Origin of the sequence: Chromobacterium sp. Rain0013 (genome assembly GCF_015291765.1) — a bacterium.
GTDB classification, from domain to species: Bacteria; Pseudomonadota; Gammaproteobacteria; order Burkholderiales; family Chromobacteriaceae; genus Chromobacterium; species Chromobacterium haemolyticum.
The window spans coordinates 4,120,609-4,138,130 of sequence record NZ_CP031514.1 but is presented as its reverse complement, the minus strand read 5'-3'; the positions used below and the strand labels follow the sequence as shown (position 1 = coordinate 4,138,130).

The following is a 17,522-nucleotide window of genomic DNA, read 5'->3' as shown; positions in this document are numbered from 1 at the left end:
TATGGTTTTGTAAGACTTGATTGCCGTCTATTTTGTTACAAAACATTGCTTTAGCAGGCCATTTGCCAATCCGCTGATTTAAATGCTTTTTTTATTTGGACACTAATGGCGCATTGTATTTTGCGTTTTTTATTGTGTACAATCTTGCTAGTTATTGTGAACAATTTTGTTGTTTTGATGGTCGGCGTTGTTTTGCGTCGCGGATGGAGCTCGGAAGGGGGAATGGTGTCAGGGCGTAGCAAGGAGGATGACGTGGCTTTGGATGAGGCCGTAGCCAGGGACGCGCTGGTGTACGAGCATCTGCTGACGGCCATTTACGAGGCGCAGTTGCCGCCAGGCACTAAATTGCCGGAGGATGCGCTGGCGGAGGCTTTTGGCGTGAGTCGCGCAGGGGTGCGCAAGGCCTTGCAGCGTCTGTCGATTGCTAGGCTGGTTGATTTACGTCCGAATAAAGGGGCCTCGGTGGCGGAGCCGACGGTGCAGGAGTCGCGCGATGTTTTCGCCGCCAGAAGGTTGATCGAGTGCGGCGCTTTGCCGCAGGCCATGGCCAATTTGCGCAAGAAAGATCTGGCCGCGCTGGCGGACGCGCTGCGGCAAGAGTGCAAGGCCCAGCACGAGCAGAACCGATCGGCGGCCATTACGTGGTCCGGCGCCTTCCATCTGCGGCTATTGTCCATCGCCGGGAATCAACTCTTGACCGATATCCTGCATGAATTGATTGTGCGCAGCTCTTTGATCATTGCCCGCTACGGCACGCCGATTGCCGGTTCATGCCGCCATGCCGATCATCAGCAGATTCTCGAACTGATGGAGAGCGGACAAGTGGATGACGCGGTGCAGTGGATGCGGCGTCACCTGGACGCTGTGGAGGGCAACTGTCAGTTTGAAGAACAGAGCGCCGCCGGGCCGGATTTGAGGGCTGTGTTGCACGGTATCGCCAAGCGGCGCAGCGGCCGATAAATGGCGTTTGTTCATGGAGCGTGCTCATGAAGATTTGCGTGATTAATCCTAATACGACCGCGGATATGACCGAGCGTATCCGTTTGGCCGCGGTGCGGGCCGCCAGACCCGACACCTTGATTGTGGCCAGGAATCCTGAGGATGGGCCGGTGTCGATTGAGTCGCATTTTGACGAAGCGGTCAGTGTGATCGGGGTATGCGAGGAGGTCATGGAGGGCGCGCGGCAAGGCTGCGACGCTTACGTTGTGGCCTGCTTTGGCGACCCCGGTTTGAACGCGGCGCGGGAACTGGTGCGCGCTCCGGTTGTGGGGATCGCGCAGGCCGCTTTCCAAATGGCGTCCTTGATCGCCACGCGTTTTTCGGTGGTCACCACATTGAGCCGCACTTGCGTGATCGCCGAGCATTTATTGCATAGCTATGGCTATGCCCATCTTTGCCGGCGGGTGCGCGCCGCAGAGGTGCCGGTGCTGGATCTGGAACGAGACCCCGACCTCGCTTACCGGCTTATCGTCGAGGAGGCGCGCAAGGCCCGGGACGAGGATGGCATCGGCGCCATTGTGCTGGGGTGCGCGGGGATGGCGGATCTGGCTCCCCGTATCGGAGAGGCGATTGGCCTGCCGGTTGTGGAGGGGGTGGGAGCGGCGGTGGTATTGGCGGAGTCGCTAGTCGCTCTGGGCCTGCGGACCAGCAAGACGGGCGACCTGGCTTTCCCTCCGCCAAAACATTTTTCCGGGCGTTTCGCCGCTTTTTCGCAATAGCGGGCAGGCCCCAATGAAAACAGAGCGGCTTTGGCCGCTCTGTTTGTTTGGGCGCGTCGGCTTCAGTCCGGCAGATTCAGCGCCGCCGCGCCTTTGGCGTCGAACCAGGCCACGCCGCTGCCCAGCATCGCCTGGCCGTTGCGCACGAACAGATTGTGTGGCATCGGCTGTTTCAGTTGCTCCAGATAGGCCGGAGTGAAAATATCGCTCCATTCGGCTTGCAACTGGCGGACGTTGGCGATCTGGCGGCTGCCGCCCTTGTGGTTGATCCTAAGCGGAAAGTGCACGTAGCGGCTGGCCTGCTGAGCCTCGCCGGCAAGCGCTGCGCGCAGGAAGCCTTGCACCCGGGCTTCGAAAGCGGCGTCGCTTTCCTCTGTGACGTCCCGATACCAGCGGCCTTCGGAGGCCGGCGCCATGTCGCCCATGGTCAGCGTCACCGGCAGCGTCTTGGTTTTCAGCGTCCAGTCGCCGTCCAGGCCCACGCTGTTGTCGAAGCTAAGCGGCTGGCCGTCGGCGCTGCCGTTGCTTTTGAAGCGCAGTTTGAACACGCCGCCGCCCGGTTCGCTCAGCAGCAGGGTTTCGCCTTGCAGCTGGCCGCGCAGCGGGATGTCCTTCAGATAGCGGCCGTAGAAGTAGTGGCCGCCGTCGAAGCTTTTGCCGTTTTTCACCAGCAGGCTCATGCCGATGCGTTCCTGGCCCAGCGTGCCTTCCAGGTTGACGCGGTCGATGTCGTCTGCGGCGTGGGCCGCGCCGGCCAGACCGGCGAGCAGGGCGGCGGCCAGCAGGCCGCGGGATGCGAGTTTGAGCGCTGTCATGCGATGTTTCTCCGTTAACGGGCGATGAGGCGTTTGCGGTAGCTGGCGCGGTCTATTTCCTGGATTTCCACGCACAATTGCACTTCCATGCCCGACGGCAACGCGGCGCTGTCTGCCAGCGCTTGCAGGCTCAGCTCGGACAGCTGCTGTTTCTCCTCGGGGCTGCGTCCGCTGAGTATGGCCAGTTTGGCGTGGACGAAGCCGCGGGGCAGATCGTGGATGCCGATGCGGCAGGCGTCCAAGGCCACGGCGCGGCTTTTGATGTCGGCTTCTTCGAAGTGGCCGCTGGCCAGCAGCGCGCGGTTGATGTCCAGTAGCGCGTCCGCGGCGGCGAAGCCGGCCAGATTGCCGCTGTATTCCAGTGTCAGATGGGGCATGTGTGGGCCTGTGGTGTTGAGCCGCCTTCCGCTTGTGCCGGGCGGGCGAGGGAAGGGCTAGGCGGCGGTGGATACGCCATTGTATTGCAATGGCCCGGCGTACCCAAGCCCGGAGCAGGGAACAGCGGAGGCGGCGGCGGAAGAGGCGTCCGGCGCTATCAGAGTTTTTTCGCGACCCGGATCAGGCTTTGGATATCTTCCGGCTTGATGACCTCATGCTCCAGGCTGCGGCTGATCAGCTCCAGCAAATAAGTTTTCTTGAATATCGGGGAGCCTTCCCATTCGCTGCCCGGCTGTCCAATCACACTGGCTTGGGTAATGATGGCGGGCTCGCCGTCAATGACGTCCAGCGCGAATTCATCTTCTGAAATTCTCATTTAAGCGTTTCCTTTGCATTGCGCGATGGCGGGCTGTTGCGTCGTTTTAATTGTTCTTATTGATATTTTTCTTCTTTTAAATTTATGGCTCGCGAGTATCTTGCGCAATGCCTTGAATGATATAGTGTTGCAAAATTATTATATTGTCTTTTTGTTTAAAAGAGTAGTGATGAAATTACAAAAAAATAACCTGACAAGAACAATATGGTTTGATGCTTGCGTCTGGTTTGGCGCTTGCGTTTAAAATGGGCGCGCATGTTGGGATATGAAATTAAAAATCGAATCAAACCGGGTTTGACTTGCATGGAGGGCTGAATGAGCAGGGCGGTGTGGAAAGAGGAAGCCGAGCATGGCGCCTTGTTGAGCAAGGCGTCGAAAAACCTGACGTGTCTGATGGGGCGCGCCGGCGTAGACGCCGCGCAATTAAGCGAGGCGATAGGCCTGGGCGTGGCGACGATCAACAATATCAAGCGCGGCGTGGGCAACCCCACGTTGCTGACCTTGATGGAGCTGGCGCGGTTTTTCGATGTCAAGTTGAGCGATTTCGTGGAGAGCGATCTGGGAGGCGAAGCCGTCGGCAGTCCTGCGGCCATAGCGGTGCCCTTGATCAAATTCACCGAGTTGGCCCTGTTTTTTGATGGAATGATTATCGAGCCGGAACGCTATTTTGTGGATGCCGCCGGCTTTGACGCCGCGGAGGCGTTTGCGGTGTTGTTGAACAATGATTCGCTGTTCCCCAGTTTTTCCCAGGGCAGCGTTTTCATCGTGGCTCGGCAGGAGCGTCCGACGGACGGCGATGTGGTTTTGGTCAGCATGGCCGGCCAGCAGCCTTGTTTCCGCCGGATATTCATCGACGGCGAGCATTTTCTGTTTTCAAGCATTTCCTTGATGCATGATTTGCAGCCTTTCGTATGCCGGGATTTCAAGGTGCTCGGCGTGGCGGTCAAAGCGATTAAGACTTTTAGCGCAGGATGAAGGTGTGGAACAGTTCAGAGTTTATGGTTTTATTGTGGGTTTGTCGGTGACCATCATGGTGGTGTGCGATTCGCTGGTGTACAAGACGCTGGACATTTACGGCTTGAAAATCACCGCCAGCGGCATTGTGTTTTCGCTTTGCTATCTTTTGTCCACGGTGTCTACCGAGGTGTACGGCTATAAGCTGGGCGGGCGCACAGTGTGGATTCTAGTGGTGTGCCAGACATTTTTTGTTTTGATCATCAATGCTTTCGCCTTGTTGCAGCCGGATAATAACGAAATTTCCAAGCAGTACTACCTATTGTTCAACGAGTTTTGGCGAGTGATGGTGGGTACCTGGATTTCGGTGCCGGCTTCTTATTTTTGCAATGGGTTTGTCGTATCCCGGATGAAGGTCTTTTTCGCCGGCCGTTTCTTTTTCATCCGCTATGTCATTGCGTCCATGCTGGCCCAGGCGGTGCTGCTGACGACGGCCTATCCCATCAGTCTGTCGTCGCGCTATAGCGGGCAGGAACTGCTCAACATCATCGCCACCACCTGGTCTTACAAAGTGTTCGTTTCCATCGCCTTGCTGCCGGTGGGCTATTACCTGGTGGGGGTGGTGAAGAGAATAGAAAAGACCGATTACTTTGACTGGAGCGTGTCCTACAACCCCTTGGCGGTGTTCAAGGAGGACGGCGAAGACGTCAAGAGAAACAAATACGCAACGGAGGAGGGACAATGAGAGCCGCGCAGATATCCGACACGCACCTGTTCGCCGAGGCCGGCGGCCAGTTGATGGGCTACGACACTTATCGCGAATTTGACCGGGTGCTGGAGCAATTGGAACGGCGGCACGCGGCGGAGCTGGACGCGATTCTGGTCACCGGAGACATTTCCCAGGATGAGAGCGCCGCCTCCTACGAGCGCTTTGCGCAGCGGCTGGAGCGGACGGGCCTGCCGGTGTACTGGCTGGCCGGCAACCACGACGCCGCGCCCTTGGCGGCCGAGGTGTTGGGCCGCTACGACTTCATGCGGCCGCTGGAGCGTCTGGAAACGGCGGACTGGCTGCTGCTGGCGCTGGATTCGGTCCGGCCAGGGACGGATGACGGCCATATAGACGAGCGCGCGGCCGCCGCCTTCCGGCAACGGCTGGCCGGAGCCGAGAGCGCCGGGAAGCGCTGCGCCGTGCTGCTGCATCATCATCCTGCGGCGGTGGGCACGCCGCTATTGGACAGCTGCATGTTGCAAGACACGGAGCGGTTTTGGGAGTTGATGGAGGAAACGCCGCGCTTGCAAGTGCTGCTGTGTGGCCATGCGCATGGGGATTACCGGCTGGAAGCGCGCGGCGTGGCGCTGGAAGTCTGTCCGGCCAGCTGTTTTCAGTGGCGCAAGGGCACGGCGGCGTTGGACACCGTGGATGCGCGGGGCTACAAGCTGCTGGAGTTCGACGCCGCAGGCTTCCGCAGCCAGACCGTGATGATTTAGAAGCCGTTTACGATCCTACGAGCAAGAGCGAGACTTTGAACAGGCTCTTAGAGTCTGTTCATAATCTGCTGCGCTTCGTGAGGCGTGACACGGTGAGTACCGCTTCGAAATGCTCATGTACCACTTGACCATTCCGCTTTCTCAGCGGTTTTCGCCTTGTCTCGCTTCTTGCTCGCTAGATTTTGAACTGGCTCTTAGCGCGGTCTGGCGCGCCGCAAGGCCAGCACCTTGCTTGAGCCGTCCGCCGCCGGCGTGTCCTGGCGGCGGGCCTCGGCCGCCGCGCGGCTGATGTGGCCGGAGACGGCGCGGCCTTTCTGAAACCCTGTGGCGTAGGCGATCTTACAGACTTCCTGCGGATGCAGGTCCGCGAAATAGTCGATATTCCGGCAGATGCTTTCGCCGGAAAAAGTTTCGCTATTGCCGTGCAAATGAATCCGGTATTGATTGCCGCGCAGTTCTTCCTCCACTTTGCAGCGTTTCTCTTCTTCTTTCCGGTTGTTTTCCAATAGCGCTATTTTTATCAGGTCACGCGGACGGATGGCGGACAGAATCTGATTGCTGGCCAGGATGTCGGCGTGGGAAAGCTTGACGAAGTCGTGGCTGCCGTAAAGCTTGAACAGATAGAGATATTCCTTGGAGTTCTTCTTGAGCATTCTGTCGCACAGTACCAATTGGTAGGGCGGATTGAATACGCTGATGATCCATTTTTTTATTCGAGTCAGAAAAAGAGCGCGCATTGTGTATTACCCCTGCATTTAACGCGAGCTAGTTTACCCAAAGCCGGCAAAAGGCGCTTGAGGGAATGTTTTTGGAATATCCGGATTGCTATTGTTTTAATGTCGCGGCGGAGCCGATTTTCGGCACAAGCGTTTGCAGCGGCAGAAACAGATCGCAGACGGCTTCGTTTTCCGCCACGTCCGGGTAGAAGCGGATGCGTTGGAGAAACAGCGGAAAATCGCGCGGAGTTTCGCCGCTGGCGGGCAGCCATTCCGCGTACAAGCGCCGCGCGACGGCGGCCAGAGCGTCGTCGGAGCCGATGTGGCGCAGCCGGGCGCAGCGTCCAGCTGGAATCTGCGCGGCGCGCACCCCTTGTCGGTTGGCGGGGATGGGGCCGTCGAAAGCGGCGCACAGGCCAAAGCGGTAGTCCGCCGGGGCGCAGTTTTCCGGGTCTTCGTACAGCAGGTTGTAGGTGGCGGCGGCGCTGGGCGGCAGGCGGTTTTCCCGCCGCCAGGCGATGAAGTCGCGCAGGCTGTCGCCCAAAAGCGCGGGATCGCCGCGGTGTTCCAGCAGGGCAACCGGGGTGGCGGGGAAGTCTACGATGTCGACGGCGAACGGGATTTGGCGGGATGGCATGGAGTGGCTCCTCAGTTGGAACAGGGCGTGAAAGTGCTGACGCCAAGGCAGCCAGCGCGGCCGCCGTCGAAAGGCCGACGGCGCCTGCCCCGACGCTTGCCGGAAGGCGCGGGCAAAGGCCTCCGGGCTGCGGTAGCCGCTGTCCAGCGCGATATCCAGCACGTAGCAGCGGCGGAAGGCCAGCCGTTCGCCGGCGCGGCGCAGCCGGCATAGCCTCACGTATTGGTGCAGGCTGAGGCCGAAGCGGGCGCGGAACAGGCGGTGGAAATGGAAGCGCGAGCAGGCGGCTACCCGGCTGAGCCGTTCCAGACTCAGGTCGGCGTCCAGATGGGCGTCGATATAGGCTAGCGCTTTGTCCAGGCGCGGGCTGGCGGTGTCGTGCCGCATGGTTTCCTCCTTGGCGCCGCCAGTCTAGCGCCGCCGCGCCGCCGCGCGCCTGACCAATCTTGCGGTGTTGTCGGGCGGATTCAACGCAGCGGCTTGTGCATCGCCACGCGTCGCTTGAGGCCGTGTTCGGCTTCGGCGCGCAATAGGGCCAGCAGGAAGGGCGGGCAGCCGGCATCGTCGAGGGGCTGGAAACCGCGCTTTTGGTAGTAGGGCGCGTTCCAGGCCAGATGCTCGAACGTGGTCAGCGTAAGGCGGCTCAGTCCCTGCCCGCGCGCGATAGTTTCCGCGTGCGCGATCAGCGCCGAACCCAGGCCTTGCCCCTGGCGTCCGGGGCAGACATCCATTTCCTGCAGGTGAAGGCTGTCGCCGCAGCGGCGCGCCAGCAGGAAACCGTGCGCGCCGTCGGCGTCGGCGGCCACCCACAGCAGGCCGGCGGCGTGGGCGGCGGCCAGTTCGTCGCGGGGCAACGCGTCGCCGGCCAGCGCCGGCGGCAGGTCTTGCGGATCGAAGCGGGCGGCGGCGGCGCGTTCGATTTCGGCCAGGCGGTCAAAGTCTTCCGGCGCGGCCGGGCGGATGCAAGTCGCGGCCATGTCAGCGCGCCTCCCGCCACAGGCCCTGATACTCGCGCGGCAGCCCGTCAGGGCTGACGCTGAGCTCCGCCTGGAACGCGCCTTGCCGCGATTCGTAGCGGTAGCCGAACTCGGACAGACGGGTGTAGCGCTGAGGCAGCGGGGCCAGGGTCAGCGCCGGGAACCGCAGCCAGGCGGCGCTCAGCTCCAGCGCCGAGCCGATGTCCAGCCGGCCGCGGCGGATGGGCAGCAGATTGGTGGCCGGGGTGAAGGCCAGGTCGATGTCGACGCAGCCGCGCACCTGCGGCTGTTCCGCGCCGTTGAGCCGCCAGTTGCGGTCAGAGTCGGTTTCCAGCAGCAAAGCTATGGTTTCGCCGCCGCGGTAGCCGCTCACCTCGACGCGGCGGGTGCTCCAGTCCGGCGCGCAGTCCACCTGATAGCGCAGCAGGCAGTTGACGCCGTCTTCGACGAAGACGGCGCAGCCGCTAAGGCGCGGGCCAAGTTCGCTGTGTTCTAAGGCGGCGTAATCGTGGCCGGGAGCGTCCAGCCGTTGCCAGACGATGGAGGAAACAAAGGTGTGGGACATGGCGGTTGCTTGCTGTTTTTATGATGTCGTATTTCACCGCATTGCCCGTGTTCTTGTCCATGGCCGGAGCGGCGTTCGTTTTCGCCTCGTCTCGTCCTCGCCCGGGAGATTTTGAACAGGTTGCTAGGCGGTTTGACTGGCAAGCCGCCGTTCCCGGCAATGCCACAGCAAGGTGGCCGCCAAGGCCGCGGCGGCCAGTGCGCCGCCGGCAATGAAGGTGCTGGCGCTGCCGTGGCGGTCCCACATCCAGCCGGCCAGCACGCTGGCCAGCAGCAGGCACAGGCCGCTGACCAGATTGAACAGGCCAAAGGCGGTGCCCTTCATATCGGCCGGCGTTTCCTCCGCCACCAGCGTGGCCAGCAAGCCTTGGGTGAAACCGAGGTGCAACCCCCACAGGGCGATGCCGGTCAGGGTGATGGCGATGGAGCCGGACAGCGCCAGCGCGGCATCGGCCAGGATCAGGATCAGCAGGCCGATGGCCAGCAGCATGCTCTTGCTGCAGCGGTCGGCCAGCACGCCCACCGGGTAGGCGGTGAGCGCGTAGACCAGGCTCATCACCACCATGACCAGCGGCAACCAGCTCAGCGGCAGGCCGTGGCGCTGCGCCAGCAACACCAGAAAGGCCTCGCTGAAACGGGCCAGGGTGAACAGCGCGCCGATGGCGACGATCCACCAGTAGCGGCTGGAGAATCGACGCAGCAACCCCAGGCGCAGCGGCGAGCGGAAGGGCTTGCGCTCGCCGCCGGCCGGTTCGCGCACGCCGGCGACGATCAGCAGCACCGCCAGCAGGGCCGGCAGGCAAGCCCACCACAGTACTTGCTGGATGTCGTCCGCCAGCCAGAACATCAGCGCGATGCCCAGCAGCGGGCCGGCGAAAGCGCCTATGGTGTCCATGGACTGGCGCAGGCCGAAACAGGCTCCGCGGATTTCCGGCGGCGCGACATCGGCCACCAGCGCGTCGCGCGGCGCGCCGCGTATGCCCTTGCCCACGCGGTCCATCAGCCGCGCGGCCAGCACGGTTTCGGCGCTGTGCGCCAGCGGGAACAGCGGCTTGCTCAGCGCCGCCAGGCCGTAGCCCAGCAGCAGCAAGCCTTTGCGCCGGCCCCAGTAGTCGCTGATGGCGCCGGAGAACACGCGCAGGATCAGCGCGGTGGATTCCGCCAGGCCCTCGATAATGCCCAGGGTCAGCGCGCTGACGCCCAGGGTGGAGACCAGGAACACCGGCAACAGCGCGTGGATGATCTCGGAGGACATGTCCATGCACAGGCTGACCAGGCCCAGGGCCCAGATGGTGGCGGGGATGCGTGGCTGCATGCGCGCGGTCCTTTCTTGAAGTGGGAATTCGTTCACGGCAGACGCCACAGGCTGAGCAGCAGGCCGGCCAGCGCCGCGCCGGCTATCACCGGCATCACTTTGACCTGTCGTTTCAGCAGCGCCCAGGCCGCCAAGGCGGCGATGGCGGAGGCGGCCCAGTCCACGCCTCCGCGCCAGCCCTGCGGCCACAGCACATGCCAGCCGAAGAACAGGGCGAGGTTGGCGATCACGCCGACCACGGCGGCGGTGATGGCGGTCAGCGGCGCGGTCAGGCGGATTTGGCCATGGCTGTGTTCGATCAGCGGGCCGCCGGCCAAGATAAATATGAAGGAGGGCAGGAAGGTGAACCAAGTGACCAGCGCCGCCGCCAGCGCGCCGGCCAGGAACAGGTGGTCCGGGCCCAGCAGCGCCTTGGCGTAGCCGCCGACGAAGCCTACGAAGGCCACCACCATGATCAGAGGCCCCGGCGTGGTTTCGCCCAGCGCCAGGCCATCCAGCATTTGGCCGGCGCTTAGCCAGCCGTAATGCGCCACCGCGCCCTGATAGACATAGGGCAGCACCGCGTAAGCGCCGCCGAAAGTCAGCAGGGCGGCCTTGGTGAAGAACCAGCCCATTTGGGTAAAGCCGCCGTGCCAGCCGTAGACGGCGGCGAGCAGCGCCATCGGCAAGGACCATAGCAGCAGGCCGGCCAGCGCGGCGCGGCAGAGCCGGAGCCAGGAGAAGCGGGCGTGAGCCGGCGGCGGGGTGTGATCGTCGATCAGCGCCGGGCCGAAATGCGCGTCCGCGCCGCCGTGGCCGCCGGCCTGGAACCAGCGCGGCCGCAGCCGGCCGGCCAGCGCGCCGATCAAGGCCGCGGTGAGTACGATCAGCGGGAACGGCGTTTGCCACAGCGCGATGGCGCACAGCGAGGCCAGCGCCACACCCCACAGCCAGGGCCGTTTCAGCGTGCGCGTGCCGATACGCCAGGCCGCTTGGGCCACGATGGCGACCACCGCGGGCTTGATGCCGTAGAACAGACCGGCGATCCAAGCCAGGTGGCCGTAAGCGACATAGATCCAGGACAGCAGCACTAGCAGGAAAAAGGACGGCAGCACAAACAGCGCGCCGGCGGCGACGCCGCCCCAGCCACGGTGAAGCAGCCAGCCGATATAGGTGGCCAGTTGTTGAGCCTCTGGTCCGGGCAGCAACATGCAGTAATTCAGAGCGTGCAGGAAGCGGCGTTCGGAAATCCAGCGCCGGCGCTCCACCAGCTCTTGATGCATGATGGCGATCTGGCCGGCCGGGCCGCCGAAACTGATCAGGCCGAGCTTGAGCCAAAATTGGACGGCTTGCCAGAAACCGACGGGGGCGGGAGGGGTTAGGGGACGGTCGGGCGGCATGTTCAGGCTTCCTTGGCGAATTGCTGGTACAGCCCGTCCCAGATGTTGGAGGCGGCTGCCAGCAGTTGATCGTCGTCGTTCAGCGCGGCGCGCAGGCCGGCCAAGACGGTTTCCACGCCGCTGGCTTCCGGCGGCGGCGCGCCGCCCACGTCCAGATAATGGACCAGCGCGGCCAGCCGCCGCAGCGGCGGCGAGTCCAGCTCGAAACTGGCCAGCAGCACTTCGAAACTGACTTTGTCGCCGACATGAGTGAAAGCGGCGCCGTCGAAGTCGAAGCCCAAGGCGTCCGGCGGACAGTCTCCGGGCGCCGCCAGCCACAGAATGCGCGCCTGCGGATCGATGAAGCGGCGAATCAGCCAGGCCGAGGCCAGCCGGTCCACCCAAGGGCGGCGGCGAGTGGCCCAGGTCCGGCCCTGGTGCTCGGCCGCGGCGCGTCGCGGGATGCGCATCTCCAGGCTATGCGGCTCGCCCGGCGACAATTGCTGCTGGATGGCGGCTTCCAGCTGTTGCAAGGCCGTCTGGGTCTGTTCTTGGCCGGCGTTGGGGAAGAAGTCGATGGCGGCGATGCCGGCCAGGGCCTTGCCCAGCCGCCGCCATTGTTTCAGCCGCTCGGCGGCGTTGTCCGGGTCCAGGCCGCGCATCTGTTCCTGAATGTCCTGTCGCAGCTGCTGATAGTCGGCGTCGCGCTGAAACAGCGGCGGAAAATCGCTGCCGTCCAACGGCCGGCAGGTCAGCAAGCGCGCGACGCCGCCGTGTTGCTGGATATCGGCGGCGATGGCCTCAAGCTGTTGCAGGCGGGCGTCGCCGCCGGGCAGCAGGTAGGCGCCGTCGCGCAGCGCGGCGGAGCCGCTGGCTTTCAAGGCGCGCCAGGCGCGCATGCGCGCGGTGGCGTTTTCGGTGGGCAAGGAAGTGATCAACAGCAGCCAGTCCATGAATGCGCTCCATTTTTATGTAGCGTATTCTACATTTTATGTAGTGATCAATATATTTTTTGAGTGGACTGGCTGGGAGGGGGAAACTCTTGTCCTCGGCTGGTCGATAATGCAAAGCGGACTTTGCGCGACGGGAGACGAAGATGAAGCGATGGAAATCATGGGCGGCGCTGTTGTTGGCGGTGGCGTTGGCCGCACCGACGCTGGCCAATCCGCCGGAAGGCAAGGGGCATGGCGAGGGGCAGGGAAAGCACAAGTATAAAGATCAGGACAGGGAGGCGTCGCCGGCGCGGACGGACAGGGATTGGGTTGCGGCGGGTATCAGCGTCGCCGCGGCGCGGCGCTTGGCGCTGGACTCCGGGGCGACCGGCTATAAATCGCTGCCGCCCGGCATGCGCAAGCGCCTGGCGCGCGGCAAGCCCTTGCCGCCCGGTATCGCAAAGCAGGTGTTGCCGGCGCCCTTGCTGAGCCAGCTGCCGCGCCACCCCGGCTACGAGTGGCGGGCGGTGGGCGCGGATCTGGTGCTGGTGGCGGCCAGCGGATTGATAGCGGATATCTTGCTGGATGTGCTGCGCTGATCCGGTGGGTTCACAAGATTTGGCGGTAGATCACGGTGTCCGCCAGCTCCGCAACCTGATCGTACAAGCGGCGCGCGGCGTGATTGTCGCCGGCGGTGCGCCAGTACAGCGCCACGGCGCCGTCGGCGCGCGCCCGGTCCGCGGCAGCCCGCAGCAGCGCGCGGGCGACGCCGCTTCCCCTGGCCGCCGGCGCCACGTAGAGGTCCTGCAGATAGGCGGCGTCCTGAATCTGGATAGTGCTGCGGTGGTAGAGCAGATGGGCGATGCCCAGCAGCGCGTCGCCGGCGACCGCGGCCAGCCCATGTACCGGTTCCGCCGGCGAGAGCAGGCGGCGCCAGGTTTCCCTCTCCACCTCCTCGGGCAGCGCGGTCGCGCCTTCGCGGCCGTAGAAGGCGTTGTAGCCACGCCATAACGGCAGCCAATCGGCGTAGTCGCCGGCTTGCAACGGACGGATGGTGAACGTGGTTTCAGTCATGGCGCGGTTCCGCGGCGCCTGCGCCGGCCATGTGTTCCAGCCCGGCCAACACTTGGAGGCTGGCGGCTTCCATCGCCGCCACCTGTGCCACCGCGGCCCGGCTGTCGCCTTCGGCATGGGCGCGCAAGGCGTCCAGCGCCGCAGTGTGCACCTTGGCGTGAGGCGCTTCGATTTCACGGAAGCCGGGCAGGTGGGAGAAGCTGGCGCGGCCTTCGCCCTCGTAATACCACTTGCCGAAGCGGCAGTGCTGGTGGGAGCCGAAGTGGCCGATGTCTTCGTCGGACAAGCCGAACATCACTTGGTAGACCCGGAATTTGTAGATCAGGTGATCCATCTTGGCCAGTTCGCAGAAGCCGCGCAGCGCGGAGGCGGCGATGCTGCCTTCCATGCTGGTGGACATATCCAGCAATTGCTTCATGGTGCCGGCGGCGGTCTCGCCGTCCAGGCTGAAGCGGGCGGCCTGCTCGGCTAGTTGGCCCATCTGGCTGCGGCTGCCGGCGCTGTCGCCGCGAATCTGCTCCACCAGTTTGGCGATGTCGGCGGTGGCGGTGGCCGTGCGTTCGGCCAGCTTGCGCACTTCGTCGGCCACCACGGCGAAGCCGCGTCCCTGCTCGCCGGCGCGAGCGGCTTCGATGGCGGCGTTCAGCGCCAGCAGATTGGTTTGGTCGGCGATGTCGCGGATCAATTGCACGATGCCGCCCACCTCTTGGGCGCGCGCGTCCAGCTCCCCCACTTTTTCCGCCGCGCCTTGCGAGGCGCCGGCCAGCTTGGATAGATCGGCGGCGATCTGGTCTATGGATTGGCGGCTGTGCAGCGAAATGCCCTGAGCGGCGACGGCGCGGTCTTTCTCCTGGCTCATCACGCTGGAGAGGGTGGCCAGCGATTGCTGGGTATCGGTCATCGATTGGGCGAAGGCGGATAAATTGGCGATCAGCCCGTGGAGTTCCTGGTTCTTGGCCTGGCTGGCCGCCAGCTGGCTTTCCGCCTCGTCGGCGCGGGCGCGGGTGTGCCGCAGCTCCGTGCGCAGTTGCTCGGCTTCCTGCCTGCATTGCAACAGCTCCGCTTGCTGTCGCGTGGTGTCGGCCTTGTTCCAGAAACCCATTGCTATCTCCTTGTGACGCCGGCCGGGACGGACGAGCGCTAAGAGCCTGTTTACGATCTGCTGGGCGTTGTGAGACGTGAGGCGGTGAGTACCGCTTCAAAATGCTTATGTACGGTGCGTACAGTCTGCTTTTTCAGCTGTTTTCGCCTTGTCTAGACTTAGCTCGCGAGATCGCAAACACGTTCTTAGAGCGCTTGCATGTCGCCGGATGATTTTAAATAAACGTTTAGCATTATCCGAATGCTGTCATGAATCTGCAATCATTTGTCTTATTTAAATAAGAATCAATATGACGAAAATCAATGTCGGCACATCAGCGGCGACGCGGAAAACGCACATCCTCGCTGGGCGAGAGGCCGTGTCCAGAGGCATGCCGCGGCAGGGCGGGGCCATGTGGAGAGAAGCGAAAAGCGCGGAAGGAGTAAACCAGGCGTTCCGGCTCAGGGTTGCCGGTACCACGGCTGGCGCAGCAGCGCGGGCAGCATGGTTTCGCGCAGCTTGCCGATTTGCTGCCACAGGCAGCGCGCCAGCCCCGGGTTGTCCTTGTGCCAGCGTTTGCCGAGCACCAGGTAGTAGTCTTTGCGCGACAGCGGCGGCTGCAGGCGGATTAAGCCGGCTTGAGGGTGTTCCTCCACATAGCGGTCGCCGATGTGGTTCTGCGTGGCGTAGGCGGCAATGTGACGCGCCTGCAACTTGCGGAAGTTCATCTCAGTGTCTTTTGCCGTCTCCACCCTGGCGCCCTTGGCGCGCAGATCGTCGGCGATGGACCAGCCTGCGTTGACGCCGATGGCGCCCAGCGCCGGCAGGTTTTGACCGTTCCAGGCCGGCGGCGCGCTTTTCAGCGCGTACAAGGAGTAGGCCAGCGTGGTCAGCCGGTAGCGGGGGTCCGGCTCGTCGCCCTGCATCGGGTAGTTGAAATAAGCTTCGCGTTCTTTATTGTGTGAAAACATGAAGGCGGCATCGTGCTGACCGTGCTGCATCTCGGTGAGCAGGCGCTTGCCCGGCAGCCGCGATAGTTTAAGCGCGATCCGGCAGCCCTTGGCCGCCGCCTGCGCCATTTCCACTACTGCGCCGGGGTGGAGCGGCACCTGATCGCCTTCGCCGCTCATGTACGGGTCTGAGGCCACCGCGCCGTAGACCATGTCCAGCGTCGCCGCGGTTGCCGGCTGCGCGGCCAGCGCCGCGAGCAGCAATCCTATCTGTTTCAAGCCCAATCCACATATCCATCGTTATCGTCTGCGCAGAGGGTAACAGCGCCGGCTCTCGGCGGCATAGTGCTGGTTGGCGGAGTTTCAATATTCCCGCTCCGTCTGTCGCGTCGGCCCCCGTTTCAGTTCCGGCGGCAGGGCCGCAAACGCCGCCGCTGCCCAGCCGCGTTCATGAGGCCGGCACCATCCGGGTCGGGCTCGCTCCAACGGCTAAAGCAGGCGCATCGTTGGCTGCTAGGGTAAGTCGCTGGGTAACATTCGCCATTGGCGGCCATTTTTGAGCAAATAGAGCGCCGTACACCAGAACTCAAACAGCTTCTAAGGTTCTTGATGCGATTTTTAGTGCGGCAGCGGCCGGATTGACGCGGCGTTTAGTCGCGATGGCTTATCGTGAACACGAGACGGAACCTGTGGGCAGGGAGGTGATGCACGGGTGAACAAGAGTCGTTGGTGAGGCCGGCCCCGTGTGAGCGGGGCCGGCCGATTTCATTTGAGCTTGATGTTCCAGTTGTCCTCTACGCAACGCTGGTAGTTGCCGGCTTGCAGTGCGCTGTAGGGCGTCTGGTAACTCACCAACTGGCATTTGTAGTCATTGCCCCATTTCCAGTCTTTTTCCCAATAGATGTTGTAGGCGGCGGAGCTGGCGGCGCTAAAGCGCTGCATATTGGCGCATGACAGCTGTTCGTTGCCGTAGTCCCAGCCCAGATCTTTGGCGAACTGACGGTAGTAGTCGATGCGGTTCTGCGCCGCTTGACGTTCGGTGCCGCCGCCGCACTCGGCGTTGATGATCTGGATGGTGGTGGCGAAGTTGTTGCCGGCTCCAGCCGCCTTGTCCGCTGCGTTGGGCACCCAAGTGCCGTCCAGCACGTGCAGCATCGATGGCTTGGGCGGCTGCGGGAAGACAAAGAAGAACGTGGCCGAGGTCAGGTTGAGCCAGGTGGAGGCCACCAGGTCCGGATTCTTCAGCAGCACCGATTGGTCGCCGTCGTACATGGCTTGGGAGAAAGGACCGTAGTTGTAGTTGTAAGACAGCTGTTTGGCGCCGCGGCCGAAGTATTTTTTCCAGCTGCCGTCGGCGTTTTTGCCGCAGGTCCACACCTTGTTGAATACCGGGTCGGCGCATTCGGTGTTATAGCCGCAACCGGGGCCGGTTTCGTCGCAGCCCATTTCGCGCAGGTATTTCAGGCCTTGTCGCCATTCCGGCACCGTGTCGCTGCGGTTATGGTCGCCGGTTTCTTGGGCGAAGTGGGCGAACATGGTGGCCAGGCTGTGGCGGCAAATGGCGTCGCCGTCGCGGCCATCGCTGTAGTCGTCGCAGATGGCGGGAAACTTGGCGATGGCCTGCAGGAAGCGCTGGTAGCTATAGCTGGCGTCGCGGCGCGAGAAGTAATACTCCCACTTGGCTGCCGACAGCAGACGCTCCACTCGGCGCACGTTCAGCGGATTGGCGGCGCGGCCCGGCGCAACTTGCTCCACCTGAGCGTTGGGCAAGGTGCGGATCGAGGCTTTGACGTTGCGGAAGAAAGCGGTGTCGGTCAGGCCTGCCTCGTATTGCAGCGCTTGCTGCAGCGTGGGCGGTTGAGGCTGGCCCGGTTCGGCCTGCGCCGCGGCCTTGGCCGCCGCCGCCGGCGTCCAACTGCCTCTGGGATTGGCGGCCGGCGTTTCGGCGCGGGTGCGCCATTTCGCCTGCCAGTCCTGGCCTTGCCATTGGACTTGTTGTCCGGCTTGGTAGACGGCGCCGGCGTTCCAGGGCGCGGCGAAGACGGCCTGGCAGGCCAGGCCGAGCAGCAGGGCGGAGAAGGGTTTGCGCATGTTGGCTCCTGTTGTCGAGCTGCCGCCGCGGTTGACGCCGCGTGAATCGGGCAGCCGTTTATAAGGGCCCGGACAAACCGAATGCGCGGTCCGGCAGC

Annotated in this window: 20 protein-coding genes and 1 pseudogene; 6 read left to right on the top strand and 15 right to left on the bottom strand. The window is 63.2% G+C overall.

The features are described from left to right. The first annotated feature begins 252 nt into the window (after positions 1–252). Both DXT74_RS18835 and DXT74_RS18830 read left to right on the top strand, forming a co-directional pair. On the top strand, positions 253–960 hold the full coding sequence (locus tag DXT74_RS18835; protein WP_194426747.1) for a GntR family transcriptional regulator: 708 nt from the start codon (positions 253–255) through the stop codon (positions 958–960). A gap of 26 nt (positions 961–986) precedes the next feature. Continuing rightward, entirely contained in the window at positions 987–1,718 is a 732-nt protein-coding gene (locus DXT74_RS18830) for an aspartate/glutamate racemase family protein (RefSeq protein WP_194426746.1), read from the top strand. 62 nt (positions 1,719–1,780) lie between these two features. Here the strand turns inward: DXT74_RS18830 and DXT74_RS18825 are convergent, their stop codons facing one another. The 3 genes from DXT74_RS18825 to DXT74_RS18815 all read right to left on the bottom strand — a co-directional run bounded on the left by DXT74_RS18825 (position 1,781) and on the right by DXT74_RS18815 (position 3,287). Then, positions 1,781–2,533, bottom strand: coding sequence for a hypothetical protein (locus DXT74_RS18825; RefSeq protein WP_194426745.1), 753 nt, complete (start codon positions 2,531–2,533; stop codon positions 1,781–1,783). Positions 2,534–2,547: 14 nt separating this feature from the next. Further along, positions 2,548–2,910: a 5-carboxymethyl-2-hydroxymuconate Delta-isomerase gene (locus DXT74_RS18820; protein WP_043633904.1), complete on the bottom strand. Its 363-nt coding sequence runs from the start codon at positions 2,908–2,910 to the stop codon at positions 2,548–2,550. 158 nt (positions 2,911–3,068) lie between these two features. After that, positions 3,069–3,287 (bottom strand): hypothetical protein, encoded by a 219-nt coding sequence (locus DXT74_RS18815; protein WP_043633899.1) that lies wholly within the window; start codon positions 3,285–3,287, stop codon positions 3,069–3,071. Between the two features lie 315 nt (positions 3,288–3,602). Between DXT74_RS18815 and DXT74_RS18810 the strand changes: the two genes are divergently transcribed. The 3 genes from DXT74_RS18810 to DXT74_RS18800 are packed head-to-tail and all read left to right on the top strand — an operon-like array spanning position 3,603 to position 5,729. Beyond that, entirely contained in the window at positions 3,603–4,262 is a 660-nt protein-coding gene (locus DXT74_RS18810; RefSeq protein WP_043633896.1) for a helix-turn-helix domain-containing protein, read from the top strand. Between the two features lie 4 nt (positions 4,263–4,266). Next, positions 4,267–4,986, top strand: coding sequence for a VUT family protein (locus DXT74_RS18805; RefSeq protein ID WP_052370365.1), 720 nt, complete (start codon positions 4,267–4,269; stop codon positions 4,984–4,986). After that, positions 4,983–5,729 carry a metallophosphoesterase gene (locus DXT74_RS18800; protein ID WP_114154471.1) on the top strand — a complete coding sequence of 249 codons (747 nt, stop codon included), beginning with the start codon at positions 4,983–4,985 and terminating at the stop codon, positions 5,727–5,729. Before DXT74_RS18805 ends, DXT74_RS18800 begins: the two co-directional genes overlap by 4 nt. A gap of 194 nt (positions 5,730–5,923) precedes the next feature. Here the strand turns inward: DXT74_RS18800 and DXT74_RS18795 are convergent, their stop codons facing one another. The 7 genes from DXT74_RS18795 to DXT74_RS18765 form a co-directional block, all read right to left on the bottom strand. Beyond that, positions 5,924–6,382, bottom strand: a complete 459-nt coding sequence (locus tag DXT74_RS18795; RefSeq protein ID WP_043633890.1) for a hypothetical protein — start codon at positions 6,380–6,382, stop codon at positions 5,924–5,926. A gap of 172 nt (positions 6,383–6,554) precedes the next feature. Continuing rightward, positions 6,555–7,469 carry a GyrI-like domain-containing protein gene (locus DXT74_RS18790; protein WP_194426743.1) on the bottom strand — a complete coding sequence of 305 codons (915 nt, stop codon included), beginning with the start codon at positions 7,467–7,469 and terminating at the stop codon, positions 6,555–6,557. A gap of 80 nt (positions 7,470–7,549) precedes the next feature. Beyond that, positions 7,550–8,059 carry a GNAT family N-acetyltransferase gene (locus tag DXT74_RS18785; RefSeq protein ID WP_194426742.1) on the bottom strand — a complete coding sequence of 170 codons (510 nt, stop codon included), beginning with the start codon at positions 8,057–8,059 and terminating at the stop codon, positions 7,550–7,552. A 1-nt stretch (position 8,060) separates the two neighbouring features. Beyond that, the gene (locus DXT74_RS18780; protein WP_081556221.1) at positions 8,061–8,624 is read right to left on the bottom strand and encodes a putative glycolipid-binding domain-containing protein; all 564 of its coding nucleotides are present in this window, start codon (positions 8,622–8,624) and stop codon (positions 8,061–8,063) included. Between the two features lie 123 nt (positions 8,625–8,747). Next, positions 8,748–9,938, bottom strand: a complete 1,191-nt coding sequence (locus DXT74_RS18775; RefSeq protein ID WP_052370362.1) for an MFS transporter — start codon at positions 9,936–9,938, stop codon at positions 8,748–8,750. 32 nt (positions 9,939–9,970) lie between these two features. After that, a complete protein-coding gene (chrA, locus tag DXT74_RS18770; protein WP_194426741.1) occupies positions 9,971–11,317 on the bottom strand; it encodes a chromate efflux transporter in 1,347 nt (448 codons plus the stop codon). A gap of 2 nt (positions 11,318–11,319) precedes the next feature. Continuing rightward, positions 11,320–12,249 carry a chromate resistance protein ChrB domain-containing protein gene (locus DXT74_RS18765; RefSeq protein WP_194426740.1) on the bottom strand — a complete coding sequence of 310 codons (930 nt, stop codon included), beginning with the start codon at positions 12,247–12,249 and terminating at the stop codon, positions 11,320–11,322. 143 nt (positions 12,250–12,392) lie between these two features. Between DXT74_RS18765 and DXT74_RS18760 the strand changes: the two genes are divergently transcribed. Continuing rightward, complete coding sequence (locus DXT74_RS18760) at positions 12,393–12,827, top strand: anti-virulence regulator CigR family protein (protein ID WP_194426739.1); 435 nt, start codon at positions 12,393–12,395, stop codon at positions 12,825–12,827. 10 nt (positions 12,828–12,837) lie between these two features. Here the strand turns inward: DXT74_RS18760 and DXT74_RS18755 are convergent, their stop codons facing one another. The 5 genes and pseudogenes from DXT74_RS18755 to DXT74_RS18740 form a co-directional block, all read right to left on the bottom strand. Beyond that, entirely contained in the window at positions 12,838–13,302 is a 465-nt protein-coding gene (locus tag DXT74_RS18755) for a GNAT family N-acetyltransferase (protein WP_194426738.1), read from the bottom strand. Continuing rightward, complete coding sequence (locus tag DXT74_RS23245) at positions 13,295–13,636, bottom strand: CZB domain-containing protein (RefSeq protein WP_256870422.1); 342 nt, start codon at positions 13,634–13,636, stop codon at positions 13,295–13,297. Before DXT74_RS23245 ends, DXT74_RS18755 begins: the two co-directional genes overlap by 8 nt. 99 nt (positions 13,637–13,735) lie before the next feature. Next, positions 13,736–14,161, bottom strand: a pseudogene (locus DXT74_RS23240) (methyl-accepting chemotaxis protein); the annotation flags it as partial. 683 nt (positions 14,162–14,844) lie between these two features. Then, positions 14,845–15,612 carry a transporter substrate-binding domain-containing protein gene (locus tag DXT74_RS18745; protein ID WP_194426737.1) on the bottom strand — a complete coding sequence of 256 codons (768 nt, stop codon included), beginning with the start codon at positions 15,610–15,612 and terminating at the stop codon, positions 14,845–14,847. 486 nt (positions 15,613–16,098) lie between these two features. Continuing rightward, positions 16,099–17,424 (bottom strand): glycoside hydrolase family 19 protein, encoded by a 1,326-nt coding sequence (locus DXT74_RS18740; protein ID WP_081862564.1) that lies wholly within the window; start codon positions 17,422–17,424, stop codon positions 16,099–16,101. Positions 17,425–17,522 lie beyond the last annotated feature (98 nt).